The organism is Gilliamella sp. B3367 (assembly GCF_026536825.1).
GTDB lineage: Bacteria > Pseudomonadota > Gammaproteobacteria > Enterobacterales > Orbaceae > Gilliamella > Gilliamella apicola_E.
This window is the reverse complement of sequence record NZ_JAFNNJ010000003.1, coordinates 76,134-92,138: the sequence shown is the minus strand read 5'-3', so window position 1 is coordinate 92,138 and position 16,005 is coordinate 76,134. Positions and strand designations below refer to the sequence as shown.

The 16,005-nt window shown below is 35.1% G+C and carries 10 protein-coding genes; 6 read left to right on the top strand and 4 right to left on the bottom strand.

The window, feature by feature from the left end:
• Position 1 precedes the first annotated feature (1 nt).
• From J3U23_RS06300 to J3U23_RS06290, 3 genes are all read right to left on the bottom strand, one after another.
• Complete coding sequence (locus J3U23_RS06300) at positions 2-1,465, bottom strand: tagaturonate reductase (RefSeq protein ID WP_267338814.1); 1,464 nt, start codon at positions 1,463-1,465, stop codon at positions 2-4.
• Between the two features lie 48 nt (positions 1,466-1,513).
• On the bottom strand, positions 1,514-2,926 hold the full coding sequence (gene uxaC / locus J3U23_RS06295) for a glucuronate isomerase (protein ID WP_065734722.1): 1,413 nt from the start codon (positions 2,924-2,926) through the stop codon (positions 1,514-1,516).
• 76 nt (positions 2,927-3,002) lie between these two features.
• Entirely contained in the window at positions 3,003-4,268 is a 1,266-nt protein-coding gene (locus J3U23_RS06290) for an MFS transporter (protein ID WP_065734723.1), read from the bottom strand.
• 243 nt (positions 4,269-4,511) lie between these two features.
• Here J3U23_RS06290 and exuR point away from each other — a divergent pair, with 243 nt between their 5' ends.
• Complete coding sequence (exuR, locus tag J3U23_RS06285; protein ID WP_065734724.1) at positions 4,512-5,285, top strand: transcriptional regulator ExuR; 774 nt, start codon at positions 4,512-4,514, stop codon at positions 5,283-5,285.
• A gap of 85 nt (positions 5,286-5,370) precedes the next feature.
• Here exuR and lolA read toward each other — a convergent pair whose 3' ends face one another.
• Entirely contained in the window at positions 5,371-5,964 is a 594-nt protein-coding gene (gene lolA / locus J3U23_RS06280) for an outer membrane lipoprotein chaperone LolA (RefSeq protein ID WP_220225662.1), read from the bottom strand.
• Between the two features lie 168 nt (positions 5,965-6,132).
• On the opposite strand from lolA, the gene J3U23_RS06275 reads away from it, so the two are divergent.
• The 5 genes from J3U23_RS06275 (at position 6,133) to J3U23_RS06255 (ending at position 15,990) form a co-directional block, all read left to right on the top strand.
• Positions 6,133-7,467, top strand: a complete 1,335-nt coding sequence (locus J3U23_RS06275; RefSeq protein WP_065563670.1) for a replication-associated recombination protein A — start codon at positions 6,133-6,135, stop codon at positions 7,465-7,467.
• A gap of 624 nt (positions 7,468-8,091) precedes the next feature.
• Positions 8,092-10,377: a class 1a ribonucleoside-diphosphate reductase subunit alpha gene (gene nrdA / locus J3U23_RS06270; RefSeq protein WP_267338813.1), complete on the top strand. Its 2,286-nt coding sequence runs from the start codon at positions 8,092-8,094 to the stop codon at positions 10,375-10,377.
• 117 nt (positions 10,378-10,494) lie between these two features.
• Positions 10,495-11,625: a class Ia ribonucleoside-diphosphate reductase subunit beta gene (gene nrdB / locus J3U23_RS06265; protein WP_065563756.1), complete on the top strand. Its 1,131-nt coding sequence runs from the start codon at positions 10,495-10,497 to the stop codon at positions 11,623-11,625.
• Positions 11,626-12,362: 737 nt separating this feature from the next.
• Positions 12,363-15,047 carry a bifunctional uridylyltransferase/uridylyl-removing protein GlnD gene (gene glnD, locus J3U23_RS06260; RefSeq protein WP_267338812.1) on the top strand — a complete coding sequence of 895 codons (2,685 nt, stop codon included), beginning with the start codon at positions 12,363-12,365 and terminating at the stop codon, positions 15,045-15,047.
• A gap of 19 nt (positions 15,048-15,066) precedes the next feature.
• Positions 15,067-15,990, top strand: a complete 924-nt coding sequence (locus J3U23_RS06255) for an AEC family transporter (RefSeq protein ID WP_267338811.1) — start codon at positions 15,067-15,069, stop codon at positions 15,988-15,990.
• The last annotated feature ends 15 nt before the right edge of the window (positions 15,991-16,005 follow it).

Sequence of the window (16,005 nt, the reverse complement as noted above, 5' to 3'; positions counted from 1 at the left end):
GTTATTTGCTACCATTAACACATTTTTCAATTGCTTGACGCATTCCCTCTTCGGTTATGACGGTTAAATATTGTGTTAACGTTTGCGCTAATTGAGGAATAGTTAATAGATCATGCTCCCAATGAGCCGTATCTCCTAAAACAACTTTGATTAAATCCTCTAATGAGCTTTTCCCTTCTGCAATGGCTGCCCAACTATTACTGAAGCGTTCTAACCAGATTGCGTCATCTTGTAACGGATAACTTTGTCCATTACGCACACCACGATAAAATGCGATCAATGCAGCAAAAGAGAACACCAAATGTTTAGGCAATGTTCCTTTTTCTTTCTGATAATTAATTAATTGAGGAAGAATACGTGTTTTAAACTTAGTCATACTGTTTAAAGCAATTGACATCAACTGATGTTCAATAAATGGATTTTTAAAACGACTAATAACTGATTGAGCAAAATCAACCAATTCTTGATGAGGTAAATCTAAAACAGGGATAATTTCATCAAAAATGGTTTCTTTTATATAAGATAAAATCTGAGCGTCATTCATTGATTCGCCAACAGTATCAATACCTGATAAATAAGCAACAGGAACTAATGCAGTATGAGCACCATTTAAAATAGCTACTTTACGCTCTTTATACGGTTTAATATCATCAACAATTTTGATGTTCATATTGCATTTATCAAGGCATAATTTTTCAGCTAGCCATTGCGGTCCTTGAATAACAAATAGATAAAAATATTCCGCTGAATCAATAAAGTTATCTTTATAACCTAATTCAGTCTCAAGCTCAGCGATTTGTGCTTTTGGGTATCCTGGAACAATTCTATCTACTAAAGTTGAGCAGAATAAATTATCATTTTCAAGCCAATTGATAAATTGGTCTGACAAGTTCCACTGATTCGCATATTTAAGTACTAATTTTTTAAGTGCATCGCCGTTATAATCAATTAATTCACAAGGAATAATAATCAAACCACTTTCTTTACTGCCGGCAAAGTGAACAAATCTTTCATATAAAAATGCAGTCAATTTTGCTGGATAACTCGTTGCAGGTTTATCTGTTAATTTGTCACTTTCAACATAACTAATACCAGCTTCGGTAGTATTTGAAAAAATAAACTGAATATTCGGATCTTTAGCTAACTCAAGATATTCATCATATTGAGTATATACATTGATTTCGTTATTAACTGAACGAATCAATCTAAACTCTTTCACTGTTTCATTTTGTTCATTTAAACCACGAACAAGCGTTGTATACAACCCATCTTGAATACTTAATGATGGTGGGAAGTCCGTATTTAACGGACGAACCACAACAATACCAGCATCAAGATCAGTTTTTTCATTAAGAATATCTAACTGCCAATCTAAAAATGCACGTAAAAAATTACCTTCGCCAAACTGAACAACACGTGTCGTATATTTTGCACCCGGAAAATCATTTCTGTTTAATGTTTTCATTACTCTAACTCTTCTTTAATTAATCTAATCACAACGACTTAATGCTTTTTAGCTTAGTTCAATACCAAAATAGTTTTTAGCATTATCAAAACTAATATTTTTAACCATTTGACCTAATAATTGGATATCACGTGGTGCTTCGCCATCTTCAACCCAGCGTCCAATCATTCGACATAAAATACGTCTAAAATATTCATGGCGAGTGTAAGATAAGAAACTACGACTATCGGTTAACATACCAACAAAACGGCTTAATAATCCAAGTTGAGCAAGCTGTGTCATTTGACGAATCATGCCGTCTTTTTGATCATTAAACCACCATCCTGAACCAAATTGCATTTTTCCTTGAATACCTGCTCCTTGGAAGTTACCAATCATCGTACCAAGAATTTCATTATCAGAAGGGTTTAAACAATACAAAATCGTTTTTGGCAATGCATCTTGTTTTGCTTGAGCATCTAATAGACGAGAAAGTGGTTGAGCAATAGGTGAATCATTAATAGAATCGAACCCAACATCAGGCCCCATTAAATTAAACATTCTTGAATTATTATTACGCAATGCACCTATATGATATTGTTGAACCCATTCACGTTTGTTGTATTCAACACCTAAGAAAATAAGTACAGCAGTTTTAAATTGAGCAACTTCTTTAGCGGTTAAAACTTCGCCAGATAAACGTTTAGTTAAAATGGTATCTAACTCTTTTTCAGTAGCTTCTTCATAAACAACTGTATCTAATGCATGGTCAGAAATCTTACAACCATGAGCAGCAAAATGATCCATACGTTTTGATAAAGCCTGACAAAGCGCTTGGAATGATGAAATTTCAACATCGGCTACTGCAGAAAGTTTTTCCATATATGCCGCAAAGAATTCTGAATCAATATTGAATGCTTTATCTGGACGCCAGCTTGGTAAAACTTTAACATCAAATGAACTATCTTCTGCAATAGTTTTATGATGAGCTAAATCATCAATAGGATCATCTGTTGTACCTGCCATCTTAACATTCATTTTTTTCATGATGCTACGAGCTGTAAACTCTGGAGTCGCTAACATCTCATTACAAGTATTCCAAATTTGCTCTGCTGTAGAAGGTGATAATAGAACGTTATCAATACCGAAAGGACGACGAAGCTCTAAATGAGTCCAATGATATAAAGGATTACCAATAGTATGAGGAACAGTTTCTGCCCAAGCCTTGAATTTGTCTAAATCACTAATATCAGTACCAGTACAGAATTTTTCTGCAACACCATTGGTACGCATTGCACGCCATTTATAATGATCACCTTTTAACCAAATATCGTATAAATTCTTGAATTGATAATCTTTAGCAATTTGTTCCGGTGGTAAATGGCAGTGATAATCAAAAATTGGCTGATCAGCAGCAAAATCATGATAAAGCTGACGAGAAAATTCGGTATCTAGTAAAAAGTTTTCAGTTAAAAAACTCATTTTATTCTCCATAAATAGTAGTTAACTATTAAAAGATTACAGGAAAATACATCCTGTAATCTTATTAATTTATTGATTAATTTTGATCTGATGATGGTTCTTTCAAAATAGTCCAAACCGCTAAGGCAGCTAAAAGATCTAAACAAGATAAAATTACAAATAAAGGACTAAAGCCAACAGTATCAGCAAGTGCACCAACAATAAGTGCAAAAATAGTACTAGCTAGCCATGCAGCCATGCCGGTAAATCCATTCGCTGTTGCCACTTCATTACGGCCAAATACATCAGACGATAAAGTAATTAATGCTCCTGATAATGCTTGGTGAGCAAAACCACCAATACAGAATAAAAAGATAGCAACATAAGGACTTGAAAATAGACCTATCAGACCAGGTGCAATCATAAGCACACCACCAACCGTCACTACCATTTTTCTTGAATTAATTAAGCTTACTTTAAAATGTTTTTGGAAAAATGGTGACATATAACCACCAAGAACACATCCAACATCAGCAAAAAGCATTGGCATCCAAGCAAAAATAGCGATTTGTTTCAAATCAAAACCATAAGCTGTGAACATGAATAATGGAATCCACGCATTAAAGGTACCCCATGCAGGCTCTGCTAAAAATCTTGGTAAAGCAATTCCCCAAAAACGGCGGCTGGTTAAAATTTTACTCGCTGGTAATTTTTCATTATTTGAAGTTTGATGACTTGCTTCTTGACCAGATAAAATATATTTTTTCTCTTCTTCAGAAAGACGTTTCTGTTTTGTAGGGTGACGATAAAGGATTAACCAAAAAATTCCCCAAATAAAACTTAATAAACCACACAATATAAATGCCCATTGCCAGCTATGGAACCAAATTGCCCATGCAACTAATGGTGGTGCGATCATGGCGCCCACTGATGAACCTAAATTAAACCAACCAACCGCGATCGACCTTTCTTTTGCCGGAAACCATTCACTAGTCGCTTTAAGTCCCGCAGGAATCATTGCGGCTTCTGTTGCACCAACAGCACCTCGAGCAAAAGCCAGTCCGATCCAACTACCTGAAAATGCGGTACTAACACAAAATACTGACCACAAAATAGCAAAAACCGCATATCCCGCTCTCGTGCCTAACAAGTCCAAAATATATCCGGCAACTGGTTGCATAATGGTATAACAAGCTGAATAAGAAGCTACCACATATGAATATTGCTGCGTTGTTAATCCCATTACTTCATTAAGAACCGGGGCGGCTACCGCTATCGAATTTCGCGTAAGATAACCAAGAATTGTGCCTACAGTGACTAGTGCTATCATATACCATCGTAGGTTTTTTATCGTTTTGTACATCTTTAATTGCTCCTAAATATATAGATATTTTGGCGCATAATAACATGCCTGACAACTAAAAAAGTTGACATACATCACAAAAATGAACTATATCCCTAATAATTAAAGGGATATTTTTTAAACTAAAAAGTTTGTAACTAAAAAATTTAATTAAAAAAATTGGAACAACATTATTTAATTTGAAGCAATTAGATGTTATTTTAAAAGTCTAAAAAAACTTAAAGGATTTATGCAAAATTCATCATGACCCAAGAACAGCACGAGTATCAAAGACTTTATCAAGTTATCGCAACTGAACTTAAAAACCGAATTATTGACGGCATTTATCCAGTAGGAAGCAAATTACCATCTGAAAGATTGATATGTGAAGAACTAAAAGTAAGTCGTTCAGTTGTCCGTGAAGCTATTATTATGCTTGAAGTTGAAGGTTATGTTGATGCAAGAAAAGGCTCTGGAATTCATGTTATAGCAAATAGTTTACAGACCAATATTCTAACCTCACAGAAAGGATTAAATTTTTCTACGACAGGGCCTTTTGAATTATTGCAAGCCCGACAACTTATTGAAAGTAACATTGCCGAATTTGCAGCAACACAAATTACTAAAGACGACATCGTCAAATTATTAGAAATTCAACATAATGCTAAAAAAGAAGATCATTATCGTGATTCTGATTGGGATCTAAAATTCCATACACAGATTGCCATGATCACACGGAATACCGCTTTAATTACCATCGTTCAAGAAGCTTGGCAACAAAGAACATTAAACCCATTATGGAAAAAACTTCATGAACATGTACAACAACAAGACATTGAAAGCTGGTGGGATGAACATGACAAAATATTAGATGCGCTAATTAATCGTGATCCCAAAGCGGCTAAGTTAGCCATGTGGCAACATCTAGAGAACACAAAAAAAATGTTATTTGATGCTGCTAGCGAAGATTTTGAAACAAAACGAGATCACTATCTATTTTCAGATAACCCCGTTATTAGTATTAATGAAAATGAGTAGATTCTATTAAAGGCAATACACTTTGCGCCATTGCGCAAAGTGTATTAATTCGCAAAAGTTAAATAATTAACTATTGTTTAAACTATTAACGCTGATCATCAACCGTTACTCCAGCTGGTGGAGTAAACTTAAACTTATCAAGTGCTACCTTACCTAGGGTTTGACGAGATAAATCATAAAAACTACGCTGACCATCTTCCTCGATAATCGTAAAATTTGAAATCATCCCAGTAGGCAAAACAGAAATAACAAAATCTTGGTTAGAACCATCAGTTGGTTTCAATGTAAAAGAGTCTTGTTTACGTGTAACAGTATATGCATTCCAAATAGGATTATGACTATCCGTAATCAAAAGCATTAAACGATTATCCACCGATTTTTTTAAGCTCATTACACTAACTTGTTCAACGGCAGGAGTATAGACCCACATGTTACGCCCATCTGAAATGATTGACGTCTCGTCTGGCTCAGTCATTGTCCAATTAAAGTAATAAGGCCTTGTTACCCACAAATCACCTTTACCTTGTTGAACTGGTTGTTTATCGGCTGTTTTCACATCTTGTGAAAATCGAGCATAAAACCCATCAATTTTAGCTAATCGCTCTTGCAACACCTCTTTATCACCAGCCCATGCTGCACAGCTTGTAATTAACCCAATTAAAATTAAAAACTTCTTCATTACCAATCCTTATGCATTTTGTTTAATACAATAAATTAAACAATCATTTTAATTTAGTTCAAAATATTACCGTTTTTCTGTTAGCTGTGAAAGATATTTTCTTTTCTTTTTCACTTATCAGTTAAGCAGTATATAATAACTGTATTTTGTAAATTTGGATGGTGTAGCATGCCTAGTCTCTCTTTTGAATTTGGGTCAGATGAATTTAAACCTTTAGCGGCAAGGATGCGTCCACGTAATTTATCTGAATATATAGGTCAAAGCCAACTACTTGGTAAAGATAAACCCCTGCCTAAAGCAATTGAAGCAGGTCATTTACATTCTATGATCCTTTGGGGACCACCTGGAACCGGCAAAACCACTTTAGCAGAAATTATTGCGCATCATGCTAATGCCAAAGTAGAACGAATTTCAGCAGTAACTTCAGGGATTAAAGATATTCGCGAAGCGATTGAACGCGCCAAAATTAATCAACAATCCGGAGTAAGAACCATTTTATTTGTTGATGAAGTTCATCGTTTTAATAAAAGCCAACAAGATGCTTTTTTACCTTATGTCGAAAATGGTACTGTAACCTTTATTGGCGCTACCACTGAAAACCCCTCTTTTGAGTTAAATTCAGCACTACTATCCCGTGCCAGAGTCTATCTGCTTAAATCATTAACTAATGAAGATATTGAGCAAATTTTACAACAAGCGATGGATGATCCGGAACGTGGTTATGGCAACCAAAAAATTACGCTACTTGAGGAAACCAGAAAACAGATTGCCGAATTTGTTGGTGGTGATGCAAGACGCGCACTCAACACGCTTGAATTGCTGGTTGATATGTCTGATGGAAAACCATTAACGCCTGAATTACTAAAAGAAGTCATCGGCGAACGTAGTGCAAGATTTGATAATCAAGGTGACCGTTATTATGACCTAATCTCGGCGGTTCATAAATCAATTAGAGGATCTGCACCTGATGCAGCACTTTATTGGTATGCAAGAATCATTTCCGCCGGTGGAGATCCGCTATATGTCGCTCGTCGATTATTGGCTATTGCATCAGAAGATATCGGTAATGCCGACCCAAGAGCAATGCAAGTCGCTTTAGCAGCATGGGACTGTTTTACTCGAGTTGGACCAGCAGAAGGCGAACGAGCTATCGCACAAGCAATTGTTTACCTAGCATGTGCACCTAAAAGTAATGCGGTTTATCTTGCATTTAACCAAGCGATGAAAGATGCAACATCCAAACCTGACTATGATGTTCCAGAACACCTACGCAATGCGCCAACCAGTTTAATGAAAAATTTAGGTTATGGTGCACAATATCGTTATGCACATGATGAACCTAATGCCTATGCAGCTGGTGAAAACTACTTTCCTCCAGAAATGGCCGACAGCAAATATTACCACCCAACACAACGGGGTGCTGAGAAAAATTACTCGGAGAAACTGGCTTGGTTGGAAGCACAAAATAAAGCTAGCACAAATCAGCGCTACAAAAAGAATTAGATTGAATATATTAATAGTTAACAAAAGTTCTTGCTTGAGCAAACATGTTGACTGATATTAAATTGATCAAACTAAATCATGCATGTTTAAGCAAAGTTTTTGGTAAATTTGTAAATACCTAAAAAATTGATTCACTGATAGGTAAATGAGAGATCCTTAGCAAAGGCTTATCCTAATTCTTGAGCATATTTAATTAAAATTATATTTGGGAGATAGCCTTAAACAGCTATTATGCTTTATATCCTTATAAAGCTAAATAGCATTATAAAAGCAAATCTCAAGATAAAAATGAATAATATATTGCTAAATATATATAGCTCAATAAACGAAATAGATTCATATTTATGATATGAATTTCGAGTTGTAATTATAGATAGGTAGATCTTATCATTCCCCAATATCTCATTTAGTAAGTAACTACCTATCATTGCCTTTTTTGACAAAAAAAGTTCATATTTCTAAATATCACCCGTAGTCATTGATTTTCGTCAATAAATTAAAGATCACCGCTTATTAAATACACTATATATAGTAATAAAATGATTAATAGGCACTATATATTGTATATTTTGATAAATATCAATTATTATAATCACCATTAAAAACCACAAAAATGGATGGAAAATGAATAAATCAATACTAGTCACAAAACGTGATGGAAAAAAAGAACCTATAAACCTAGACAAAATCCATAAAGTCATTACATGGGCTGCTGAAGGATTAGATAATGTTTCGGTTTCTCAAGTTGAATTACGTTCACATATTCAGTTTTATGATGGTATTCGCACTTCCGACATTCATGAAACAATCATTCGTGCAGCAGCAGATCTCATCTCTCAAGATGCACCAGATTACCAATACTTAGCTGCTCGATTAGCGATATTCCATTTACGTAAAAAAGCCTATAACCAATTTACCCCCCCACCGCTTTATGAACATGTAAAAAAACTTGTTGCCAGCGAACGTTATGACAAGCATCTTCTTGAAGATTATAGCCAAGAAGAGTTTGAACAAATGGATAAAATTATCGATCACTGGCGTGACATGAACTTCTCTTATGCAGCGGTTAAACAACTTGAAGGTAAATATTTAGTTCAAAATCGAGTCACTGGGGAAATTTACGAAAGCGCCCAATTCCTATATATCTTAGTGGCAGCATGTCTATTTGCGAATTACCCTAAAAATAGTCGACTAGATTATATCAAACGATTCTATGATGCCGTTTCGACATTTAAAATCTCACTACCCACGCCAATCATGGCGGGTGTTCGTACCCCGACTCGTCAATTTAGTTCTTGTGTGCTAATTGAATGTGATGACAGTTTAGATTCCATCAATGCCACCGCAAGTGCTATCGTAAAATATGTTTCTCAACGAGCTGGTATCGGTATTAACGCGGGTCGAATTCGGGCATTAGGTAGCTCTATTCGTGGTGGCGAAGCATTCCATACTGGCTGTATCCCATTTTATAAGTATTTCCAAACCGCGGTTAAATCTTGTTCACAAGGTGGTGTTCGTGGTGGTGCCGCTACCGTATTTTATCCAATATGGCATTTAGAGGTTGAAAGTTTATTAGTATTACGTAACAACCGAGGTGTTGAAGAAAACCGCGTTCGACATCTGGATTATGGTGTACAAATCAATAAATTAATGTATCAACGCCTCATTAAAAACGAAAACATTACACTATTTAGCCCATCAGATGTACCAGGGCTTTATGATGCGTTTTTCGCTGATCAAGACAAATTTGAAGCGCTTTATCATCAATATGAACAAGATGTTAATATCAGAAAACGCGTAGTAAAAGCAGTAGAACTCTTCTCATTATTAATGCAAGAACGCGCATCGACTGGTCGAATTTATATACAAAACGTTGATCACTGTAACACGCATAGTCCGTTTAATGCACAACTTGCGCCGGTACATCAATCTAACTTATGTATGGAAATTGCGTTACCAACCAAACCACTTAATAATGTCAATGACGATAAAGGGGAAATCGCACTTTGCACCCTATCTGCCTTCAATTTAGGTAAAATCGAATCGCTTGACGATTTTGAAGAACTTGCCGACTTAACTGTTCGAGCTCTTGATGCATTACTTGATTATCAAGATTATCCTGTCCCTGCAGCTAAAAACGCATCGCTTAATCGCCGTACGCTTGGTATTGGTGTGATTAATTATGCTTATTATTTAGCGAAACACGGTGTTAAATATTCAGACGGTAGTGCTAATAATCTAACGCATCGTACTTTTGAAGCGATGCAATATTATCTATTAAAAGCATCGAATAACTTAGCCAAAGAAAAAGGCGCCTGCCCACTATTCAATGAGACGACTTATTCACAAGGGATCTTACCTATTGATACCTATAAACAAGATCTCGATACAATCACTAAAGAACCATTACATTATGATTGGGAGTCTTTACGTGAATCAATAAAAACTCATGGTTTACGTAATTCAACTTTATCAGCATTAATGCCTTCTGAAACATCATCCCAAATCTCCAATGCCACTAACGGTATTGAACCTCCACGTGGTTATATCAGCATTAAAGCGTCCAAAGATGGCATCTTAAAACAAGTTGTACCTGAATATAATAAATTAAAAGATTTATATGAATTACTTTGGCAAATTCCAAATAATACAGGTTATCTGCATTTAGTAGGCATTATGCAGAAGTTCATTGACCAATCAATTTCGGCAAATACTAATTACGATCCAACCAAATTTCCGAATGACAAAGTACCAATGAAACAACTTTTAGCTGATTTACTAACAGCTTATAAATACGGTGTAAAAACCCTTTATTATCATAATACACGTGATGGTGCTGAAGATATTCAAGGTGATATTGAACTCACATCAAGTGATGATGGTTGTGAAGGCGGAGCATGTAAAATTTAATTGCCCTGTTTAGCACTATAACAAAAGTATAGGGTAACGATAAGTTATCCTTACTATTCCTACTTTTTCCAAATATTTAGTGAAAAAGTAAACAAAATTAGGAGTTCGACTATGAGTATGAATTACAGCACCTTCTCACACGTCCATAATGATCAACTTAAAGAACCAATGTTTCTTGGTCAACCGGTGAATGTTGCTCGTTATGATCAGCAAAAATATGAAATGTTCGAAAAATTAATAGAAAAACAACTTTCTTTCTTTTGGCGCCCTGAAGAAGTCGACGTTTCACAAGATCGTATCGACTATGCGGCTTTACCTGAACATGAAAAACATATCTTTATTAGCAATTTAAAATATCAAACATTGCTTGATTCAATACAAGGACGAAGCCCCAATGTTGCCTTACTTCCCCTAATATCTATCCCTGAACTAGAAACATGGGTAGAGACTTGGTCGTTCTCAGAAACTATCCATTCACGTTCTTATACGCATATCATCCGCAACATCGTCAATGATCCCTCTGTAGTGTTTGATGATATTGTTACCAATAAAGAAATCCAAAAAAGAGCTGGTGATATTGCGGGTTACTACGATGACCTAATTAGCTACGCAAGTTATTACAACCTATTTGGTGAAGGTAAACACACTATCAATAATCGAACCGTCACTATCGACTTGCGTGAACTTAAAAGACGACTTTATCTCTGCTTAATGAGCGTTAATGCCCTTGAAGCTATTCGTTTTTATGTGAGTTTTGCTTGCTCATTTGCCTTTGCAGAACGAGAATTAATGGAAGGTAATGCAAAAATAATCAAGTTGATAGCTCGTGATGAAGCGCTTCATTTAACTGGTACCCAATTTATGATCAACACCCTAAGAAGTGGTGAAGACGATCCTGAAATGGCCGAAATCGCCAAAGAGTGCGAACAAGATTGTTATGATCTGTTCTTACAAGCAGCCAATCAAGAAAAAGAGTGGGCAGAATACCTATTTGAAGGTGGTTCAATGATTGGATTAAATAAAGATATCCTTTGCCAATATGTTGAATACATCACCAATATTCGTATGCAAGCTGTTGGGCTTAAATTACCATTTGAAGTAAAATCCAACCCAATTCCTTGGATCAACAATTGGCTTGTTTCCGATAACGTACAAGTCGCACCACAAGAAGCAGAAATGAGCTCATATCTTGTTGGTCAGATTGACTCAGAAATCAGCGAAGATGATTTAAGTGATTTCAAATTATAATTGATAGTAGCTTGCATGGATTGAAAAAATAAAACTGTGCAAGCTATGTTTAATTATTCGCAATCAGTGCCAAACTAAACATTTATCATTTTGATAAATTTAAGTAATTTAGTTCTTCCAAATTTATCTACCCTATTCTTAAGATTAAATAAAATATCAGCAAATGGTATAGACTCCTCAATTATTTTTACACAAAGTATCAAATTACCTTATTCATAAAGTATGAAATGAACCAAGTCATGATTTATTAATACTTATTCTAAGTAACAAAGGATTTGTATTAGGTGAATGTATCCTCAATAAATATTATAAAACGGTATACACTCCTCAATTATTTTTACACAAAGTATTAAATTACCTTATTCATAAAGTATGAAATGAACCAAGTTATGATTTATTAATACTTATTCTGAGTAACAAAGGATTTGTTTTTAGGTGAATGTGTCTTTAATAAATATTATCAAATGGTATACACTCCTCAATTATTTTTACACAAAGTATCCAATCACCTTATTCATAAAGTATGAAATGAACCAAGTCATGATTTATTAATACTTATTCTGAGTAACAAAGGATTTGTATTAGGTGAATGTATCCTCAATAAATATTATTAAGCGGTATACACTCCTCAATTATTTTAACAAAAAAATCAAAAATCAATTTTAAAAGGTGCAAATGCTCTTTAATTAAAAGTAAAGGTATTCTAACTTGACACTCTTTTAAAATCGGGAGACGATATGACAATTGAATTATCTCAATTTGATATGATGACTATGACTAATGCGCATTTGTTTTATTCTGTCTCTCCGCTTAATTTTAGTGATAACCAAATCACAGTTCCTTATATAAAACAGCAACTCAATGCGTTTCAACAATGGTCGATTACTCAATTCGAAAATAATGCTGATATTGATGATTTAGTACACCTGCGTAGTCAATTTATCGATCAGCTACTTGAACGTTTATGGCATTACTATCAAATTCCAGAACAAATTTCATCGCTATTTAAAAAAAATCGGATTGCACTTATTGCTGTTGGTGGTTATGGCCGTTGTGAACTGCATCCTTTGTCTGATATCGATATTTTGATACTAAGTGATAACTCACTCACCAAAGAGCTTGAAAAACAGATAGGTGATCTAGTTCGTTTACTTTGGGATCTTCATCTTGATATTGGTCACAGCGTCAGAACATTAAAGACCTGCCTGCAAGAAGCTAAAAATGATATCACAATTATGACAAACTTAATTGAATCAAGATTGATTGCAGGAAGTGAGTCATTACTTAAGGAGCTCCAAACACAAATTTTTAGCGATAAAATTTGGCCTTCGCCAGCGTTTTATCGCGCAAAAATCAAGGAACAACAAGAAAGACATCAGCAATATCATAGCACTACCTATAATTTAGAGCCCGATTTAAAAAATAGTCCTGGTGGCTTGCGTGATATGCAAATTATCCAATGGTTAGCTATTCGCCATTTTGGGGGAGAGTTTTTGCAAAAAATTGGACATTTTGATTATCTCACACCCGAGGAAGTCGAAGAATTCAAAGCCTGTCGCAAATTTTTATGGCGGATGCGTTTTGCCCTGCATTGTGTTATTAACCGCTATGACAACCGCCTACTATTCGATCGCCAGTTAAGCATCGCTAAAATGTTAGGTTATAGTGGAGAAGGAAATGCCCCGGTTGAAAACATGATGCATGATTATTATCGGGTAGCACATAATATTACCGAACTCAATCAAATGCTTTTACAGTTATTTGATGAATCAATATTGAAAAGTTACTCACAATATAAAACTTATGATATCGATGAGCATTTCCAAAGTAGAGATAACCTTATTGATGTTAAACATAATAGTGTTTTTACTGATGATCCGGTAACGATTCTTAAGCTGTTCTATACGCTTTTACTTAATCCTCAAATTACCGGACTTTACTCTAATACCATTAGACAACTCCGTTCTGCAAGGCGAAAACTCACGTATTTATTATGTGAAAAGCCAGAGGCAAGAACGTTGTTTATGAAGATCATCAAACATCCTGATGCGATCAAAAAAGCCATTTTACCCATGCATCAATATGGTATTCTGGCGGTTTATATTCCCGGTTGGCAACAGATTTCAGGAATGATGCAGTTTGATTTATTTCATGCTTATACCGTAGATGAACATACTATCCGTTTATTGCTAGAACTGGATCTTTTACGTTCAGAAGATGGCAAACAAAAACATCCAAATAGTTCAATGGCATTGGCTAAATTATCAAAACCTGAATTGCTTATTATTACCGGATTATTTCATGATATTGGCAAAGGACGGCATGGCGATCATTCGGAAATTGGCGCAAAATTAGTGGAATCTTTCTGTCAATTACATGAATTAGATGCGAAAGATACTGATTTGATTGTCTGGTTAGTTCGTTATCATTTATTGATGTCAGTAACAGCCCAAAACCGTGATCTGCAAGATCCGGAAGTTATTCGTGAATTTGTTCAACTGGTTAAAAGCAAACGACGATTACAATATTTGCTTTGTTTAACGGTTGCCGATGTTTGTGCAACCAATGAAACCTTGTGGAATAGCTGGAAACAGAGCTTAATGCGTGAGCTTTATCTAACAGCGAAGCGCTCGCTTGATTCTGGCATTCATCAAATACCAGAACAACGCAGTATTGCACGTCAACATAAACAGCAAGCATTAGCTCAATTGCTTGCACAAAATTACGATGAACAATCCATTAAACATTTTTGGCAAAGCTATCGTGTTGACTACTTTTTGCGATATACCGCCGAACAGATTACTTGGCATGTACAGCTTCTATTGAACCATGAATTGAATCAAACACTCGTTTCAATTAATCCAAATCCTTATCATGGTGGTACGGAAATAATTATCTACTCATCAGATAGACCTTTCCTATTTGCAGCGGCATGTAATGCTTTAAGTATGCTAAATTTAAGTATTCATGATGCTTTAATTATTACCAATAAAAATGGATTTGCGCTTGATACTTTTATTGTACTTGAACCTAATGGGCAAGTGGTGCCTGAAAATCGTCACCAGGATATCATTCAAACTTTAAATAAAGTTCTTCATCAATCAGTTTATAAAGGTGTGACGATTAAGCCGACTAAACAAAGATTACGATCATTTTCTGTTCCGACTCAAGTTAACTTTGTCTCTTCAATTAACGATACTTATATGGAATTAATCGCACTTGATAAACCGGGATTACTTGCTTGTGTTGGTGAAGTCTTTGCAAAGTTAGACTTATCGTTGAGTAGTGCTAAAATAGCGACAATTGGTGAGCATATTGAAGATCTGTTTATTCTAACAGATAAACACAATAAAGCCCTTGATGATAACACCTGTCAAAAACTACGCGAATCGATAGTATTGGCTATAGATTCAATAAACTAATTATCGAAAAGTTAACACAATGCAATTTTTTATTATTTTATTTCCTATTTTTTCTATTTTTATTGTAGGATTTATTGCCCAAAAAGTTCTGAAGTTTGATGTCGCCAATCTTTCCAAAATGTCGCTGTATGTGCTTTCACCTTTTTTGGCTTTTAAAACGTTTTACACACATACCTTAACCAGTGACTATTTTATCTATATTGCCTATATCTTTGGACTCTGCTTTTCTTTGGTATTTATTGTCAGCATGTGGTCAATTGCTATGCGCTATTCGGTAAAAGAGCGTTGTGCGTTGATTTTAAGTTCATGCTTTATGAACAATGGTAATTATGGCACCCCAGTATTACTGGTGTTTTTTGGATCGCTTGGATTCGATTTAGGTGTCATTATGATGGTGTTACAACAATTTGTTATGAGCACCGTTGGTATTTATTATGCGGCTAAAGGCAGTGCACAAAGTGATATTGTGAGTCAAAAAGATGTAATAAAAAAAGTGATTAGAATGCCAGTTGCCTATGGTGCTTTTGCCGGAATTATTTTCCAGCTTTGCCACATTCCACTGTCAAAATCTATTATGACTTCAATTGGAATGATCGGTGACTCATCTATTGTCATCATTATGATTATTCTCGGAATGCAGCTGGCTAAAATAAAAATTACCCAACTTGATTACCCAAAGCTCTCATTTGCTTTAACTGCAAGAATGGTTATATCACCAATAGTGGCTTTTGCGATGGTTTATTTTATGCCACTGTCACCCATGTATAAACAAATTCTTATCGTTTTAGCCGCAATGCCAAGTGCAGCCAATACGACCTTAATGTCAGTACAATTTGATACTCATCCTGAACTGGTATCTAGTGCAACCTTGGTGAGTACTTTGTTAAGTTTAATTACATTACCTATTGTTCTTTCAATAATTGGTGCGCCAATACCTATCTAAATAAAAATAATAGAT